We start from the raw sequence: 17,141 nt of genomic DNA, 5'->3' as shown, positions 1-17,141 counted from the left end.
CTCTGGATTGCGCTTCTCTGGATTGTGCTTCTCTGGATTGTGCTTCTCTGGATTGAACCTCTCGTGATTGCGCTTCTCTGGATTGTGCTTCTCTGGATTGTGCTTCTCTGGATTGTGCTTCTCTGGATTGCGCTTCTCTGGATTGCGCTTCTCTGGATTGCGCTTCTCTGGATTGTGCTTCTCGTGAGGTTGCTTCATTTGGCTGTACCATTGGAGTTTCGATACGTCTGTAAGTTCTTGGTTGCTCATGTTGTACAATTGGCCGGTACACGCGAGAGGTATTTTCATTTCTTGAGACCTGATCAAATCTTTTTGAGTTTTGAATAGCCACTGGCCTAATGTTTTGTTTGGTATATCTTTCAACATCCTTTACTTCTGGGCCTCGTGAGTAATAATGATTATGATTTGGTGTTCTATTATAATTATTGATAATCGTGATTTTGTTTACATAGTTATTTATCTCTGTACGTGGCAGGGCGCGGTTATTGATATTGCGGTCATAAATATGATTTCTACCGACCACATTCCAATAAATGCTGCCAGGACGATAAGAGCTAAAACTGATACCCACATTCACAAATGGCGTTATTGGTGCCCAAGCGTAATAATCATCAACATCTCCCCAAGTTACCCAAGCTGGGGACCACTCGTATCCCGGTACCCATAACCAGCCGTAAGCACTGTCATTCATCCACCTGCCGTAATGGAAGGGTGCCCAACCCCAATTATAATTGGAATTCCACATCCATCCTTCATTTGTATAATCCCAATAGCCATTAGTTAAATACGGTCTAAAATCACCTCCGACATTTGGGTTCCATACATGTCCATAGCCTGGATATTCGATCCAGGTGCCATAAGGGGAAAGTCCGTCGTAAAAATCTTGATAGGTAATTGTTACATCCTCCTGCTGTTCAAAGCTTAGTGACTCTACTGTTGAAATGCTAAACAACATTATAAACACCACCATTAGCGTTGTGTTTATTTTAAAATTCCATTTCATTTTTTCCGTTTTAAGTTTATGTCCTAGGAATAAATGATCTCCAAAAAGAAACCTTAGTAAAAGTACATTTCACATAAAACAAGTAATGCTACTTAGGTAGCACAATTGAAGATTATTTAGAAAAAACTGGTCCTTTTTAGGAAGACATATAGTTAGATTTCAATCAGGAAAAACTGATGTCAAAAGGTCAAAACAAAAACGCGTCAACCAACATTAACAGGTTGCTTTTAGCTCATACTACTCACTGAAATTTTCTGAAAGATCTTAGTGATTATTTTAATGCCATTCATAAATTACCCTGAACTTTAACTCGGGGTGTTTTGAATTTATAGTGAAGCGCTTCAATCGGATCTAGTTTTTATGCTTTTTATGCGGGAAAAAACACTTTAAGTGCACCTATCCTCTTGATTCGAAAACTGCTTTTTCATTCCCAGCTCGAGATTGGATTTTCAATAAAAAAGCAGACTCTAGGCTATCCAATGACAAATTCTATATCAATCCAATTTCTTCACCTATTTAAAAACAGGCTTATATAAAATCGTTCAAAAAAAGTGTATTTTCAAAATAAGAGGACGTTTGTGCATAGAGATGATCAGCCACCATTAGTGCAATGATAATAAGAATAACGGTGATGATAATTTTCGTCTTCCGTGACATGGTGAAAAATAATTATGAAAAAGTGCCTCCAACAGAGCCACTTTTTTCAAGTGAACAATAAACTTTTACCTTACAGTATCTGAAACGATTTTGCCGTTGCCATCCACTTTCATGATGTGGTTTTTGGCGTGCTTAACGTCTACTTTAAATCGGTAAACTGGAATATTATTTGCGGGTACAATGATAAGCTCCTTAGCACCTCCAAACCTGATTGTTTTGCCTTTAAATTGCGCCATTACCGCTGAACTCACTTTACTTGGCAGGGTTCTTATACGTCCTTTGGCCATTATAAAAGTACCATCTGGTTTGAAAATACCTGTCATCTTGATATCATCTTTTGTAAAAGACAATTGGTAATAAGTAGGAGCTACCTTTGTTTCTATAACATAATCAACAGGTACATTATATTCATATCCATAACCGCCATAATAAGGAAACCTCCAACCGTATCCACCTTCATAATAGCCATCATAGCTTCTACCAAAGCCTCTATCATAAAAACCATCATAGTCACTATAAAATCCATCTTCAAAACCATCATAATCGAAATCATTGTAATAGATATCGTCATCCCAATCCTCTTCATAATTATAGAAACTATTGTCTGTCCAAGACGAAATCACAGATGTAGGAAACAGTTTATTAAACGAGTTTGTGACCGCTGTTGGTAAATCTTGTGACCAACCCATTGAGAAGGCCAAAAATGCTAAAATCAGTGTTATTGTTTTCATGGTAATTTTGCTTTTATAAATATCAACAAGTTAAAGTTATTTTCAAGCTCACTCTTTGACTGCTACTTAAGTAGCAGTTATTTATAAAATATGATTGTATCCTTTCATTGGGAAAATCACACCATAGATGGCATTCCATTTTTAAACAAAACATCACATGCTTTTATCGTGTTGGAAGTGCTTTTATATTAGCATTCAATTTTATGAGGAATCAGTTTTATTACCGTTTGAAAGAAAAAATTTCTAAAGCAATACTATCAGATAATCCATCATAAATTACATGAATTCTGACTATGTATTATGGAGCCAATAAACTATTTATAATCCTTTAGATGGAAAATATGTAAAAGTCGGTGTGCAATAGGCGTGAAAATGATCATGGCAGTACTTAAAAATGCTATCCCACTGAAAAGGACATAAAAAGACGCGAATAACTTGGCCGTGTCGGTTTTCAATTCATCCACCGGCTCCATTTCTGCTAAAATGAGTGAGGCATTATAAAAGGAATCTATCCAAGCAAGATTACCATAATAATGATAACCCCAAGTTCCCAGCCCCAAAGAAATTGTTATTAATAAAATCGCAATAAAAAATAGAAAGCAAGCCTCTTCATGAATTTCCTAAAAGGCAGGAATAGGCTTATTTTGTTTTCAAAAAGAGGTGTATTTGAAAATTTCTGTAAATAAAGAAATGATCATTAGTGCTACTTAAGTAACATTGACACAATTTAAGGATGACTAAATTTAATATGACAAATATCTTTCAATAATGATAGAACAGCTTAAAACATTTGAAAACAACACACTAGCTTTTACAGTTATTGATGGTTTTACAGAAACCGATGAGAAATTCTTCAAAAAAATGTTCAACAAAAAACTCGACGAAGGCTATGACAGCATAAACATCCTCATAAAATTCGACGAATATAAAGTCACAAAAACGGAATTCAAGTCGTTTTTTGAAGAAATGGTCTTTGTGATCAAAAAAATGGACAAACTGGGACATCTCGCCTATGTTGGAAATTCCAAGTTAATGGAAGTTCTTATTCCAGTGGATAATATGTTTTTCAAGAACAAATCAAAAGGGAGAGAGGAAAAATATTTTGACATTTCAGAAATCGATAAAGCCTATCAATTTATAAATAAAAAGAACATTTAATTTAAATCAAATATTATGAAACATCATCCAGACGAACGCAATCAAATAGCCCTGCTACATGATCGTCACAAAAATTTTTCAATTGAAGTTTACGACCACAAAGATGATACCGATACCAAGAAATTGAAGGAAGCACGAAAAAACCTTGAGCAAACTGCTAGGGAAGTCGAAGCTTTGATGAAAAGATTGGGTATTTAATTGATCCTTTTAAGTCCTAAAACACTATCAAACTTTAAAAGTTTGATAGTATCTTATTGTACAGGAATGGCGCAATCGCCAATTAACATCATAAGTCGTGATGCCAAAACTGATAGTATGCTCGGTCCTTAACAATTTAAGTAATCTATTCGTCAGGTTATTTAGATAAAGATTTAATTGAAGCACAAAAACTCAGTATCCTTTTAGATGTCTAAATTTCAGTACAGTCATTGACCAACTGACCAGACATAGAACAGGCAGAATTTCAATTTCAGTATAATTTTGAACGGATCAAAAAAAAAGCAAAAACTGGTTGTCGTAGTTAATCTGTATCAAAGTTTGGGTTGTAGTTGGAAAAAAAATATAATGCCTAATGCTACTTTAGTATTATTTTAAAGATGAAAATATAGCTAAATTTACAATGTCAAAAAGCTTGGAACATCTCGCCTAGGTTGGATTTTTAAGTTTATGGAAGCCCTGATCACAATTGATAATTTATTTTTAAGAACAAATCAAAAGGTAGATAGGAAAAATATTTTGACATTTCAGAAATCGATAAGGCCTATCAATTTATAACGAAAAAGCAAATTTAATTTAAATCTGATATTATGAGACATCATCCAGATGAACGCAATCAGTTAGCACAGCTACATGACCGTCACAGAAATTTCTCAATTGAGGTTTACGACCATAAAGATAGCCGTAATTCCAGAAAATTGAAAGAAGCCAAAACAAATTTAGAGCAAACCGTTATAGATGTTGAGGCTTTGATGTGAAAACTAGGTATATAATTTAACCTTTTAAGTCCCAAAAACTATCAAACTTTAAACGTTTGATAGTTTTTATTTCAACGTGCATAAAAATTAAGTCGTTATTAAATTGGTTCCATCTTTCAAAATGGATCCAATTTCTCGCCTACATAACTACTGGTACACAAGCTCTAAAACATATACATCAATTCTATAAAAGCTTTTCGATTATGAAATTCAAATACACAGCTTTTAGTTTGCTATTGTTACTGTTCATTGTTGCTTGCAAAAATAAAAGCACCAATGCTATTGATACTGGCAATGAAACGATTGAAATCCAAAAAAGAGACGTCCTAAATGACCGACTTGAAGCGGATGAACTCATCCATGAGGACGACACTGAACAATGGAGCTATGATGGCGAAACAGGACCATCACATTGGGCGGAATTTTTAGAAAATTCAGATTGTGGTGGGCTGGCGCAATCACCAATTAACATCACAAGTCGTGGTGCCAAATCTGAGAATACGCTCAGCGCTCTTCAGTTTCAGTATTCTAAAAAACCCAAAATCCGTGATATTACCAATAATGGGCGGTCCATTCAGTTTAATTTTGAACCTGGTAATACTGTTATTTATAATGGCGAAACCTATCACCTGCTAAAATTCTACTTTCATGAGGCTTCAGAACATACTATAAATGGTATTCGTTTCCCCATTGAAACCGATTTCTTACATCAAAATGACAAAGGAAAAACTTTAATTATTGGTGTTTTATCTGAAGAAGGAAAAGAAAACACACCATGGACAACTCTTGAAAATTATTTGCCCATTGAAAAAAATATAACCATCCCTTTAGACATTCCTTTTGATGTCACATCACTATTACCAGATAACAGAGCCTACTATTCCTATAAAGGATCGTTCACAACACCGCCATGTTCAGAAGGTGTACAATGGATTGTTTTCAAAAACCAAACCGCCATTTCTAATGATCAACTCAACCATCTTCAGTCCTCAATGCCCTTAAACAACTATCGAAATGTACAACCTCTTAATGGACGCGTGGCACACACAAGTCATTAACCAAAAATTGCGACTTCAAAATAAAAGTTAAATAATAAGATGATATCATGAATGAGGTTATAACAAAGTTAGATAACTATTACCACGACTTGTTGGAACTCTTGCCAAGGCTAACGCTGGCCATACTCATATTTGTGATTGGAATACTGATAGCAAACTGGATTTCCGATCGATTAAAAAAAAGAATACAATCAAAAGCCCGCGATAAATTGCTGGGCGGCTTTCTGGCTAAATCCATTAAAATTGTACTGCTCGTCATTATTTTTATGGTCGTCCTCAATATTGCAGGATTGAGTGGGATATCCAAAGCGATTTTTGCGACTGCTGGTGCTTCTGCCGTAATTATTGGGTTCGCTTTTAAGGACATTGCACAAAATTTTTTAGCGGGTATTATCCTTGCTTTTAACCGACCTTTTAATATTGCAGATACGGTACAAATTGAGGATGTGTTTGGGAAAGTGATGGAAATGGAATTTCGCTATACCCGCATTGCCACCTTTGACGGTAAGGACGTTTACATCCCCAACTCTGACGTTTTGACCAAGCCCGTATACAATTATACCCAAAACGGTTTTTTCAGAACTGATTTTGTATTGGGTATTGCTTTTGAAAATGATGCCACAGAAGCCAAAAAGCTCATACAGCAATGTCTTGACCAAGATATGGAACTCGTTCATGATGATAAGCATGTCAATTTTGTGACAGAAGATGAAATAGCCTCAAGCACCGTGAATCTTCGCGTTTATATATGGGTAGAAACCAAAGATTTTATGCGCCATATGCTGGAGGTTCGCGGTAGAATAATTACCAAAACAAAAATCTTTTTAGAAAGCCACGGCTATAATCTTCCAGCAAATATTACCGCATTAAAATACTATGAGGCCTCCAAACCTATCAAAATTGATATAAATAACTCCCAATTAAATGCCGCGCCTGCTACTAATAACGAAGAGAAAACGAAAGATTAAGTGAAACTTTTAATAATCAAAAGATGAATTTTAAGATGTTCGAATTTCTTTCAAAAAAAGCTTAGCATAGAAATTATGTAGAAAAACGTACCACCATGAAAACCATTCCCCCTTCGCTTTTAAGGCAATTATTTTTCATAGCTCTTTTAATGCTTTTAGGAGGACTGATATTTGTAAAAATGATCCCATTTCTCACAGGAGTTTTAGGTGCGATCACACTTTATATTTTGTTAATAGGAATCATGAAAAAAATGCTTGAAAGAAAATGGTGGCCAAGCCTTGCAGCATTGACGCTGATGCTTTGCTCCTTTCTTTGCATTATTTTACCTTTTACAGCGGTGATTCTTATGTTGTGGCCAAAGGTCTTTACTGGCTTTAAAAATTATCACAAATACTTCCAAATCATAGAACAAAAATTGACCCTTTGGGGAAACCACTTAGGTATTGATCCATCCTCTGTAATGGACACGTCCCAACTTTCTACCACTATCACAGAAGGTATTAAAGGTTTGGCTGGAAACTCGCTTAGTGTCTTAATTTCCATTGGTGTCATGTATTTTGCCCTGTACTTCATGTTAACGCAGTATAAAGCATTTAACGCAACACTGATCCAATTTTCGCCATTTAAAAACGAGCACATCAACATTATTGGCAAGGAAGTTACCTCTAAAGTTCGATCCAACGCTATCGGCATTCCCCTTGTTGCAGTTGGCCAAGGAATTGTTTCACTAATAGGCTTCTTTATTTTTGGGATAGAGCATCCATTTTTCTGGGCTGCTATTGTTTCAGTAGCTTCGGTAATACCGATGGTAGGTGGGTTTATAGGGTTCATTCCTATATTTTTGATTTCTCTTAACAATGGCGATAACTTTCAAGCCTGGGGCATCTTAATATACAGCCTGGTCGTGGTTGGTGCAACTGACTATGCCATAAGGGTTCTAGCCTTGAAAAAACTCGGCGATGTCCATCCTCTCATTACCGTATTTGGTGTACTTATTGGCCTCCCGCTATTCGGTTTTTTAGGATTGATATTCGGTCCGTTACTTTTGAGTCTCGTGATTCTTTTGGTTGATTTATACACTCAGGAATATGGACGAAACTCTCAAAGTCCAGAAAAGCAAGAGTCGAAAACCTCATGAGATCTAATTAAAAAACCAAATTAATCTTTTGATTAAAGGCAAAGAACACTGAAATGATGACTGTAAAAGCATCTGTTATTGGTCTTTGTTTGGCGCATAGCGGAATAAAATCCAAACACAAATGTCATTATTAAAAATGAAACCATGAGAAAGCTATTATTGTTAAGGCACGGCCAAAGCATTTGGAACCTGAATAATATTTTCACAGGATGGACTAACGTTGACCTGGCTCCTCAAGGTATTATAGAAGCAAAATTAGTCGGGCAACTCTTGAAAGAACAACACATAAACATTGATATCTGTTTTTCGTCCTATTTAAAACGCGCCATCCGCAGCCAATGGATCGTTTTGGAAAACGCCGACCAAATGCATGTAGATTGCATTTACAGTTGGAAACTTAATGAAAGGCACTATGGGACTTGGCAAGGCCAAAATAAGGATGAGATTTTAAAATTAGTTGGTGAAAATGATTATTTATTTGTTAGAAGAGGAATGCATCAAGCACCGCCACCGCTTACGTTAGACGATAAACGGCATCCACAATACGATAGTAATTACAAAAATATTGAAACCAACATCTTACCTTCAACGGAATCATTGAAAGACACTCAAAATAGAGTGGTCAATTATTTTTACGAAGCTATTGTAACTGAATTGGCTCAGGATAAAACAGTATTGGTTACCGCACACGGAAATTCAATTAGAGCCTTGATGGCAAAGCTAGAAAATAGATCTGATGCCGAAACACCGCTCATTGATGTACCAACCGGAATATTATTTTCATATGAATTTGACAAACAATTGAACTTAGTTGCGCATGAGAAATTAACCCCATAGAAACCCGATTAGTATATCCGTTATTTTTGTCATGTAAGAGAAAAAAATCTCCGTGCGTTTGAGAAATCAGCGGAAAATAAAAATCATCCTTCAGATTTCGCAAATTTACCCAGAATAAAACAAATAATCGTTATTGATGGCGACATAAAAAAGCTCCTATAACATGACAGTTTATAGCATTATGTATTTTTAAGATCATCAAAATCAGATTAATTTAGAGATGATTTCTGATTAAAATAATACTCTGAAAATCACTTTAAATTGGTTTTATATTTTTTCAAAAAATCCTCCATTCTTTTTGTTTGTACTTTAAGATCTTTATCTAGATCCTTGGCATTTGGCTCAGAATTTACTTTTCCAACCAACTTTTCACTGTCGGCTCTGATGCGCATGGCTTCATCTTTAGCCTCGCCCTTTAAGTTGAACACGGCATTGTTTAAAGAGCGTAAAGCCTTGTTAAAATAATAAGTCCCTTTCGCCGGCTCCTCTATTAGCGTTGAAATCGTATAAACAATATAGTTATGTGCCACAAGCATTTCGGCATTAGCCATCGCTTGAGTCAAAACATCTATATCTTTGATTTTATTTGTTCTAACCGATTCTTCAAGACTACGAATTTTCTCAATTTCGCTATCCAACAAAAGACCATTGACGAGTTCTGTAGGTTCTTCTTCCTCTCGTAATTCAATCACGCCATTTTCGATATATTCTGACGCTCTCTCAAAATTGCCTTTTTGATATTCATCCAAAGCTGCCATAAAACTAGTATTTGACGAGTTTTGGATGTCATAGACAATATCTTCTTGTTCTAAAATCATATCGTCATCATTGACGATTTCGTCCTCGAGTTTTTTCTCTTTAGCATCCTTACAAGATACTACCAGAGCAACACAAACAACAATTAGCGCTAATTTTTTCATGTCAAAAGTTCTTATATTACACAATTTTTTATGTATTCCGTTAAAATTAACTTTCTATTAGATAGCGTTTTGCTACGTAGGTAGCACAACGCTCGTTAATTTGACACCCCGTTGAATTTAATTGTGGATGAAAATTAATTCAGGCTCCGATTTCAGGATAATCCATTGATAAAATCTAAAAAAAAATTGCAGTTAAATTTTAGAGCAAAATTTAAGCTTCTGCTACTCAAGTAGCATTCATTGCGCGGTATGGATTAAATCTTTAGTATATCAATATAAAAAAACAAAATCATGAAAACACATTTGAACAACGTATTTGCAGTGGGAGCTTGCATTCTTCTTTTTAACCTGAGTGCCTATTCTCAAAAAAATTCTATTTAGATCATATAGGCAATACTAAGGATTACACCACCATTGATTTGGTACATATGGATCCACAACTGTCCACTTTTGCCTATTTGGTAACTTTGGCCAATATGGATGAGCAATTTATGAATGAGCGTCCACATACGCTTTTTGTACCTACCAATAAAGCCTTTGAGAATATGAAGGTGAAAAATTATGTAAAGCTGATGGATCCGAACAATAGAGAGCAATTAGTTAAGTTTATCGACCTTACCAAAAGAAACCATGAAAAGTGAATTCAAGAATGGGATGTTATCTAAATCGGTTTTAATAAAGGATTTGAGGTTTCAGTAGATAGATCTATTGGGGATGTGGTCAGCATAGGCGGGGCACAGATTATCAAAGCGGATATTCAGGCGTCCAATGGCATCCTTGATATTGTCGATGCTATTTTTGAACCTAGCGATAATGATTTAATGGATTAAAAAAAACGGGCGGAATGACCTCAAATTCAGCTCACATAAAGAAAAAATAATCATTGGATTCTGTAATTAAAAAACAGGAGCTCGTCAGCAAGAAAAAGAACTATTTTTAAGACCGTCCTTTTTTTTCCGACGTCGTTAATTTTTCAAAAGCCTTCTCTATCCCTGAGATATTGGAAAGATTCAATTGAAATTCGTTTTCGAGTAGGTTTCGCAATTCACTGGGAGTTGTTACTACTTTACGCTCGGTTTTACCCTTGAGATAGTTAAGTTTAAATTGGTTGTTGTGTAGTGTATATCGGCAACCGATATCTGCTCGGGCAACAATTAAATCGGTTACAAAACGCGACTCAGGATAGGTCGACACGTACCAATTTACCATTTCATAGTCGGGCAAAAATTGTTCCTGTAAGTCAAAACGGTACATGGTTTTCCATTCCTGGCCGATGTTTATTTGCAAGAAGTAGTCTCCCTCACTATGATTTAACAAACGATACTGACCATGTGGGGTTTTCTGAACCACGTTGGTTTTCAATTGCATAGAGCCAGTAAGCGTCATCGTACCAAAACCAACATCAGCAATAAGATTTTCTCCATTATAATCAATGAGCAGCAACATGTGACTGCGTCGCGTAATCCGATCTTCTGGCTAATTCCAAAGAACGCGCGCAGAAAGTCCTCTTACCGAAAACCCTAGTTGTTCCAGCACCTGTTTGAACAATAAATTCTGCTCAAAACAATAGCCACCCCGTCCATCATGAACTAGTTTTTTCTGAATGGATTCCATGTCCAACTTTACCGGAATGCCCAAAAAGGAGTTTAGATTTTCAAAAGGAATCGCTTGTGTGTGAAGTCTGTGCAATTCCTGAAGCACATTTAAAGTTGTGGTTTCCTCCTCATCATAACCGATGCGTTGAAAATAGGCGTTTAAATCGACCGTTACTGGCATACTTATTTTTAAAGGATTTGGGCAGTATCAGTTCACTTTCCCAATATTACTTGTCCTTGCGAATATAACTCCAAAGTTCTGTTGAGAATATTTTCTTTTGTGATTCTATTCATTTTAGATTACAGCGTCACCGTATGAAACCGTCTTAAAACTAAACACATAGTCAATGACCCTCCCCTTGTCCTTAACCACGTCGGTTTTTTGCAACACAATAAAATCTGGTGTTGATTCTAAAACCCATTTAAAACCAGAACTGTTATCGCCTTCCAAAACAATTTGAAAATTATCGTCTTCACTCAATTCATTGGTCTTACCATTATCCTTCTCGGTGTATGGTTTTCCGCATCCTACTAAAAGGAGCATCAATATAATTAACATGAAAAATCGTATTGACCGTGCCATTTAGATATGCTTTAGAGTATAAAAATAAAGAGATAATCTTGATTGTTATGCTACTTAGATAGCAGAAAACAACAACTCCTGATTATAAATTTACTTTGAAAAAAACATAAAAAACGATGAAACATCATTCCGATGAGTGGCATCAATCAACGACTCTACATGATCATCACAAAAGATTTTCAATTGAAGTTCACGATGAGTTTCTTTTCAGAATTTGCCAATTCATAGGTCGAAATCGAAACTTATTTTGCTTCAATAAGTCCCATGGCTCCAACAATAATATGGACTTCAAAAGTTTTTGCAATGGTCTCTCCATCGGTATAAATAAGTTCAATCCAATCCTCTCCGTCTGAATCAGTCTTGAAATTGAACGTATAGGTTTCAGTGCCTCCTGATACCGTTTTTGTCACCGGACTTTCGATTTTCACAAATTGTAATTCTGAGTTCAATTTCCATTCAAAGCCAGAATCAACAGCGCCTTTGAGAACAATTTTAAAAGGTTCTTCTTCTGTTAATGATATGGTTTTCCGATTATCTTTCTCAGTAATAGGACCTGAACAACTGCTTAATACCATTAAGAAAACGAATAGCGGACAATATTTAAAGTATTTCATAATTTATTGTTTTTTAATTCCTCATAAATTTAATTAATCCATCTAAATAAGGCAACGCTACATAGAACAAATTCCGTTAACTCAAGCGCCAACCAAAACTCCTAATCAGAATAAAAACAAGGCCGCAAGGCTCAGTTTCCATAATGAAAATTATGGTACTTTTACATATCTAATAGCCCTGTTTTATGACGTTTACAATAATCGCTTTTATGGTCCTGGCTGGTTTTGCGGTATATGCTTTTGTCTCCACAAATAAAAAACCCGCCGAACCATTTCCAGAAACCTGGCACACCTTACTTTTGGAGCATGTCCAATATTATACCGAACTGCCCCTTGTTGAACAAAAGCGTTTTCAAAAGCGCATGATGGTTTTTTTAAGCGAAGTTTACCTAGATAGTGTTGGGTTTGAACTTGAAGACCTCGATAAAGTCCTGATTGCTGCGAGTGCAGTGATTCCCGTTTTTAATTTTTCAGAATGGCATTATGCCAATTTAAGTACGGTTTTGGTATATCCTGAAGATTTTAATGAAGATCTTGGTTTTGCCGAGACCGATGAAAAACGTCAGATTTCAGGAATTGTAGGCACTTGCCGATTTGAAAAACAGATGATTTTATCTCGTAAAGCTCTTCATTTCGGATTTTATCCTGGGTCTCATAAAACAAATACCGGCATTCATGAATTTGTGCATTTAATTGATAAATCAGACGGGATTACTGATGGCGTTCCAGAACAATTGATTGCTAAACCTTATATCGTTCCATGGCTAAAACTCATCCATAAGGAAATGGAAGCCATAAATAACAACAAATCGGATATCCGGAATTATGGTGGCACCAATGAAGCTGAATTTTTAGCAGTCGCTTCGGAATACTTTTTTGAACAACCAAAACTAATGAAAAAAAAGCATCCAGAATTGTATGAGATGCTTAGGAAGTGCTTTGGAATAAAGGAGAGAGGATAGAAAGAGGTTAGAGCTTAGAGGATAGAGGATAGAATTTAGAGACTAGAAACTAGAAACTAGAAACTAGAGAAATGTAAGTTTTTGATTTAGATTGCAATCAAGAATCTGCGAAAATCTGCGCAATCTGCTGGAAAACATTCAAACTATGACGCAAAGTTACACAAAGGAAAAACACAAAGTTGCACAAAGAAGTAGGTTCTTAAAATCTGCGCGATCTGCGGGAAAATCTTTGCGTGTAAGATAAACTCCGATTAATTAACTGAATTGTTAATTGCTTCAAACATGACGTTGTAATCGTTATTATAATGATGATCGCCTGGCATCTCCAAAAATGTAATCTTATAATCTGAAAGTGCAACAGGCATTTTAGACTTCTCCTCGCTTCCAAAAATCACTTTTATAGACGTCATGTGACTGACAGTCCTTAATTCGTTTATAACATCATAATAATCATCTTTGGTTTTCAGTCCCAGCATATTTAAATAATGCACCTCAAAATCGGTTTTTTCATCGGGCGACAATAACACCATACGCGACGATTTTTGTAAATCGGTCGGGAGCTTTTCAAAAATAAAGGGCAACACCTCAGCCCCAATACTGTAACCCACCAATATTACTTTTTGTTTCTTCCAAAGCTCCATATAATGATGGAGCACATTTGAGATATCATCTGCCGCTTGTTGTGGTGTCTTTCTTTCCCAGAAATATTTTTTAGCATCCAATCCAATGGTTGGAATACAAGTTTTTAAAAACCGATCGCTCAAATTCTGCTCAAAACTATACCATCCGCCATCACCCGAAATCATGAAAACAAGTGCACTTCCCTCCTTTTCATTTTCACTTTGTGTAAGCACAAGAGGCAGGTCAATAATGGAATTATTAGTTTCAGAGTTTATGGAACTCGATTTTTGCACCTCCTTTTCAGAGGTCAATTCGCGGAATGCTTTATCCCATTGCGGCATAAAATCTGACCAATTGCTAAAACCATGTCCAACCTTATTTAATATTATAAGTTCATCATCGGAGGTTTTATCTAAAAAGCTCTTCGTATCGTTGAAATTACAGATGTTATCCAATTTACCTTGCAGGACAATCCATCTATTTCCAAGTTTTGAATCCGGATCCAAATAAAACAATTTGTCATTCGGCAATCGATGTGCTTTGAGTCCGTTGAGTTCACAAAAAAGCTTTGGCAAATCCACATCTGGACAAAACCCCAAGGATATACCTCCTCTAAACGTGTTTGGCCTTGCTTGTGCCAATACCGCAAAAACCATGGTTGCACCACTGGAATACCCCATTAGGAGCGGTTCTTGATAACTTTTAAACTTATATTTTTTCTCAATATTGGTCGCCAATGCTACAAAATCGCCCGAAATATGATAGCACTCCTCAGATCTTGACCGAAGATTCTTATTGTATTGAACAATATCAACACCTATGACCAAGCTATTTTGATTGGCGAAATGTTTAGAGAAATCGATGACCCCATATTTCCATCCGCCATCGCCCGAAATCATGATGGTTACTGAGGATGGCATTCCTTGTGGAATATAAAGATGAACTTTTCCAAAAGGAGCAAAAACCAAGGAATCGACTTTAACCTGTGCATTCACATTCCAAAAAAATCCAATTCCGATAAGTAAAAACGCCAAATGAAGCCCTTTTGTTTTCATAGACCATGTCAAGGCATAAGTGTTCATGAATTTCGGATAGGCACTACCAACAATGGGACTGTGGAATGCTTAACGAGTTTGGTAGCAATGTTTCCTAACAGCAAATTTTCCCAGCGACTATGGCTATGGGTGCCGAATACCAACAAATCGGCTTCCCAAGTTTTGGCAAAGTCTAATATCTCATCATGGGTATTACCGTCCAATACTTTGGTTTCCAGGTCGGGCTCTCCTAAAAATTTGGCGGTTGCAATTAAAAACTTTTCTGCTTCCTTATGTATATCCTCAATAAGATCCATGTTATTTTTTATGAGGAAACCATCATATTGCATGATCGGATCATAATCTGAAACATACATTGAAACGTCATAAACGACGTGGACCAATATAACTTCTGCATTTAAAGCCTGGGCAAATTCATAACCCAATGTTGCAATTTTTTCGGCAGATGGGCTGGTGTCTAAAGCAATACATATTTTTTTCATTTTAAATATTTTTAAGATTAATCTTTAGCTGGTACAAATTTAAAGCCTATTGAAACGTCTATAATCCAAGGGGCTGCACACTAATTTCACAAGTCTTATTTATAATTTTTTGAAGGCTTTACAAAACCAACAATATGTGGTGCTGAAAAACATGAAACTGATAGCGTCGCAATGGTTTCAATCCAGTTTACAAAAACCATGGTCTGTACTGGAAATTCACTGGTATTAAAAAGTTCTTTTTTATTGATCATTGCTTGTTCTAATGGAAATCCGGCGATGACAATGGCAATTGTAGGCAAAAATAAGAGGGCAAAATAAAGTCCTGTTCGAATACAAAGAAAAACGGCAGGGGTAAATTCCAATTTAAAATCTTTATGCTTTTTATAATCTATGACCATTAATATTTGACCACCAATAATGAATAAAACATTCACAACGCGCCATCCCATGGACTCATAAATACCTGCAACTTTGAGTATAATAGCAAATACCACAACCGCTAGAAAAATAATAAACGCGTAAAACCAACAAAACCTGCTATCTGACCAATTATGACGGTTTTTAAAACTAAAAAAACCTGGTTTCGAAGTGACAACATGTTCCATTTTAAAAAGCGATTATGTTTATCCATACTATAAATTTAGACTCAACTAATGATAAATAGTGCTACTTAAGTAGCAGTTGGAAATTAATTTAAACAGCAATTTAGTGCATGGGCATAGACTCCACAGACCCATTGTTTTTGACATTCTTAATCAAAAATAATCGGAATACACACCAAGAAAAAAACACCTAAGGTCATAAATGTATCCTTATAAGTCACTAAATAAACTTGTTCGCTCAACATGACGATTTCTGACTTGTATCTGGCGAAATGATATGTGCGGTCATCATACAGAAGGTCGCAAAAACGATAAACCAACAGGTACCAAATATTTTGGTTGTATGCCTTTTTGAATCAACCCACCTACTTATTAGAAAGAGGTGGCTTTAATAAACCACCTCTTTCTACCCTAACACATCTAATTTTACCAAATCAATTGTATTGCAATCGACCAGTCTATTTAATATATTTCATAAACGTCTTTATTACTTTCAAAATGCGCCGCTGCTCTTTGGGTATAGGCATCTGCACGTTTTTTCCATTGCTCATAGTCATCTTTTAGCTTTTTACCTTCTTTCTCAAGATTTTCGCCTTCTCTTCTGGCATCGCCTTCCAATTTTTTGGAACCAACTTCAAGACTTCTAATATTGTGGTCTAAAATCCTGTGTAATTTCCTTTCCTCAGCTCTGTTTTTTGGGGTTAAGACGTAAACATCGTCAGATGCCAAATAATTATGAGCAACATAGATTTCGGCATTGGCAATGGCTTCTTTAAGCCCTTCAATAGAAATATCAAAATTATCATCTAATTTACCTCCAATGCTTCTTAATTGATCTTTTGCTAATTCAAAGCTTTCACCATCTAATCCAGTCACATTTTTACTTTCTTTTTCCAATGCAGCAATACCTGCATCTAGTTGTTTAAGGGCTTCTGGTTTATTTTTGTTTTCATAGGCCTTTATGGCTTGTTCAAAATACATGTCTGACGTTCTTGGCAACGGACTAACCACAGTTTCTTCAATGACCGTGTCCATATTTGCTTCTTTTTCTTTACACCCAACAAATGCAAGGGCAATAAAGAGAATTGATAACAGCTTGATGGTTTTCATAATATGAGTTTTTATAGTTAATTGTTATTATTGACTTATTCCAAACAAATTTATGGTCACTTTATATCATTT

18 protein-coding genes and 2 pseudogenes are annotated in these 17,141 nt (G+C 35.8%); 9 read left to right on the top strand and 11 right to left on the bottom strand.

What is annotated here, in order from left to right:
• From ACOH2D_RS07380 to ACOH2D_RS07370, 3 genes are all read right to left on the bottom strand, one after another.
• The coding region (locus ACOH2D_RS07380; protein ID WP_449534846.1) for a DUF6600 domain-containing protein at positions 1–1,003 on the bottom strand (1,003 nt) is incomplete at its 3' end.
• Positions 1,004–1,725: 722 nt separating this feature from the next.
• Positions 1,726–2,391, bottom strand: coding sequence for a hypothetical protein (locus ACOH2D_RS07375; RefSeq protein WP_348034844.1), 666 nt, complete (start codon positions 2,389–2,391; stop codon positions 1,726–1,728).
• 314 nt (positions 2,392–2,705) lie between these two features.
• The gene (locus ACOH2D_RS07370; protein WP_449534845.1) at positions 2,706–2,951 is read right to left on the bottom strand and encodes a hypothetical protein; all 246 of its coding nucleotides are present in this window, start codon (positions 2,949–2,951) and stop codon (positions 2,706–2,708) included.
• Between the two features lie 208 nt (positions 2,952–3,159).
• Here ACOH2D_RS07370 and ACOH2D_RS07365 point away from each other — a divergent pair, with 208 nt between their 5' ends.
• From ACOH2D_RS07365 to ACOH2D_RS07335, 7 genes are all read left to right on the top strand, one after another.
• Complete coding sequence (locus ACOH2D_RS07365) at positions 3,160–3,549, top strand: STAS/SEC14 domain-containing protein (protein ID WP_348034842.1); 390 nt, start codon at positions 3,160–3,162, stop codon at positions 3,547–3,549.
• 15 nt (positions 3,550–3,564) lie between these two features.
• Positions 3,565–3,747: a hypothetical protein gene (locus ACOH2D_RS07360; RefSeq protein WP_348034841.1), complete on the top strand. Its 183-nt coding sequence runs from the start codon at positions 3,565–3,567 to the stop codon at positions 3,745–3,747.
• A 608-nt stretch (positions 3,748–4,355) separates the two neighbouring features.
• Positions 4,356–4,523 carry a hypothetical protein gene (locus tag ACOH2D_RS07355; protein ID WP_348034840.1) on the top strand — a complete coding sequence of 56 codons (168 nt, stop codon included), beginning with the start codon at positions 4,356–4,358 and terminating at the stop codon, positions 4,521–4,523.
• 203 nt (positions 4,524–4,726) lie between these two features.
• Positions 4,727–5,581, top strand: coding sequence for a carbonic anhydrase (locus ACOH2D_RS07350; RefSeq protein WP_449534844.1), 855 nt, complete (start codon positions 4,727–4,729; stop codon positions 5,579–5,581).
• 47 nt (positions 5,582–5,628) lie between these two features.
• Complete coding sequence (locus ACOH2D_RS07345) at positions 5,629–6,549, top strand: mechanosensitive ion channel family protein (protein WP_449534843.1); 921 nt, start codon at positions 5,629–5,631, stop codon at positions 6,547–6,549.
• 95 nt (positions 6,550–6,644) lie between these two features.
• Positions 6,645–7,688, top strand: coding sequence for an AI-2E family transporter (locus ACOH2D_RS07340; RefSeq protein WP_449534842.1), 1,044 nt, complete (start codon positions 6,645–6,647; stop codon positions 7,686–7,688).
• A gap of 144 nt (positions 7,689–7,832) precedes the next feature.
• The gene (locus ACOH2D_RS07335; RefSeq protein ID WP_449534841.1) at positions 7,833–8,525 is read left to right on the top strand and encodes a 2,3-bisphosphoglycerate-dependent phosphoglycerate mutase; all 693 of its coding nucleotides are present in this window, start codon (positions 7,833–7,835) and stop codon (positions 8,523–8,525) included.
• A 251-nt stretch (positions 8,526–8,776) separates the two neighbouring features.
• Here ACOH2D_RS07335 and ACOH2D_RS07330 read toward each other — a convergent pair whose 3' ends face one another.
• Positions 8,777–9,445 carry a hypothetical protein gene (locus ACOH2D_RS07330; protein ID WP_348036439.1) on the bottom strand — a complete coding sequence of 223 codons (669 nt, stop codon included), beginning with the start codon at positions 9,443–9,445 and terminating at the stop codon, positions 8,777–8,779.
• Between the two features lie 428 nt (positions 9,446–9,873).
• On the opposite strand from ACOH2D_RS07330, the pseudogene ACOH2D_RS07325 reads away from it, so the two are divergent.
• Positions 9,874–10,275 (top strand): annotated as a pseudogene (locus tag ACOH2D_RS07325) (fasciclin domain-containing protein).
• 106 nt (positions 10,276–10,381) lie between these two features.
• Here the strand turns inward: ACOH2D_RS07325 and ACOH2D_RS07320 are convergent.
• From ACOH2D_RS07320 to ACOH2D_RS07310, 3 genes and pseudogenes are all read right to left on the bottom strand, one after another.
• Positions 10,382–11,221: pseudogene (locus tag ACOH2D_RS07320) on the bottom strand (arylamine N-acetyltransferase family protein).
• Positions 11,222–11,335: 114 nt separating this feature from the next.
• On the bottom strand, positions 11,336–11,623 hold the full coding sequence (locus ACOH2D_RS07315; RefSeq protein ID WP_348036438.1) for a hypothetical protein: 288 nt from the start codon (positions 11,621–11,623) through the stop codon (positions 11,336–11,338).
• A 242-nt stretch (positions 11,624–11,865) separates the two neighbouring features.
• Positions 11,866–12,237, bottom strand: a complete 372-nt coding sequence (locus tag ACOH2D_RS07310) for a hypothetical protein (protein ID WP_449534840.1) — start codon at positions 12,235–12,237, stop codon at positions 11,866–11,868.
• A gap of 185 nt (positions 12,238–12,422) precedes the next feature.
• Between ACOH2D_RS07310 and ACOH2D_RS07305 the strand changes: the two genes are divergently transcribed.
• The gene (locus tag ACOH2D_RS07305) at positions 12,423–13,199 is read left to right on the top strand and encodes a M90 family metallopeptidase (RefSeq protein ID WP_449534839.1); all 777 of its coding nucleotides are present in this window, start codon (positions 12,423–12,425) and stop codon (positions 13,197–13,199) included.
• Positions 13,200–13,450: 251 nt separating this feature from the next.
• Here ACOH2D_RS07305 and ACOH2D_RS07300 read toward each other — a convergent pair whose 3' ends face one another.
• The 4 genes from ACOH2D_RS07300 to ACOH2D_RS07285 form a co-directional block, all read right to left on the bottom strand.
• The gene (locus ACOH2D_RS07300; RefSeq protein ID WP_348036435.1) at positions 13,451–14,875 is read right to left on the bottom strand and encodes an AcvB/VirJ family lysyl-phosphatidylglycerol hydrolase; all 1,425 of its coding nucleotides are present in this window, start codon (positions 14,873–14,875) and stop codon (positions 13,451–13,453) included.
• Between the two features lie 23 nt (positions 14,876–14,898).
• Entirely contained in the window at positions 14,899–15,357 is a 459-nt protein-coding gene (locus ACOH2D_RS07295) for a universal stress protein (protein ID WP_348036434.1), read from the bottom strand.
• A gap of 95 nt (positions 15,358–15,452) precedes the next feature.
• The gene (locus ACOH2D_RS07290) at positions 15,453–15,962 is read right to left on the bottom strand and encodes a hypothetical protein (protein WP_348036433.1); all 510 of its coding nucleotides are present in this window, start codon (positions 15,960–15,962) and stop codon (positions 15,453–15,455) included.
• 459 nt (positions 15,963–16,421) lie between these two features.
• Entirely contained in the window at positions 16,422–17,069 is a 648-nt protein-coding gene (locus tag ACOH2D_RS07285) for a hypothetical protein (RefSeq protein WP_348036432.1), read from the bottom strand.
• Positions 17,070–17,141 lie beyond the last annotated feature (72 nt).

The sequence above is a fragment of the Gelidibacter sp. genome (assembly GCF_053579655.1).
Note: the sequence above shows the minus strand (reverse complement) of the source record. Positions and strands in the feature narration are given on the sequence as shown.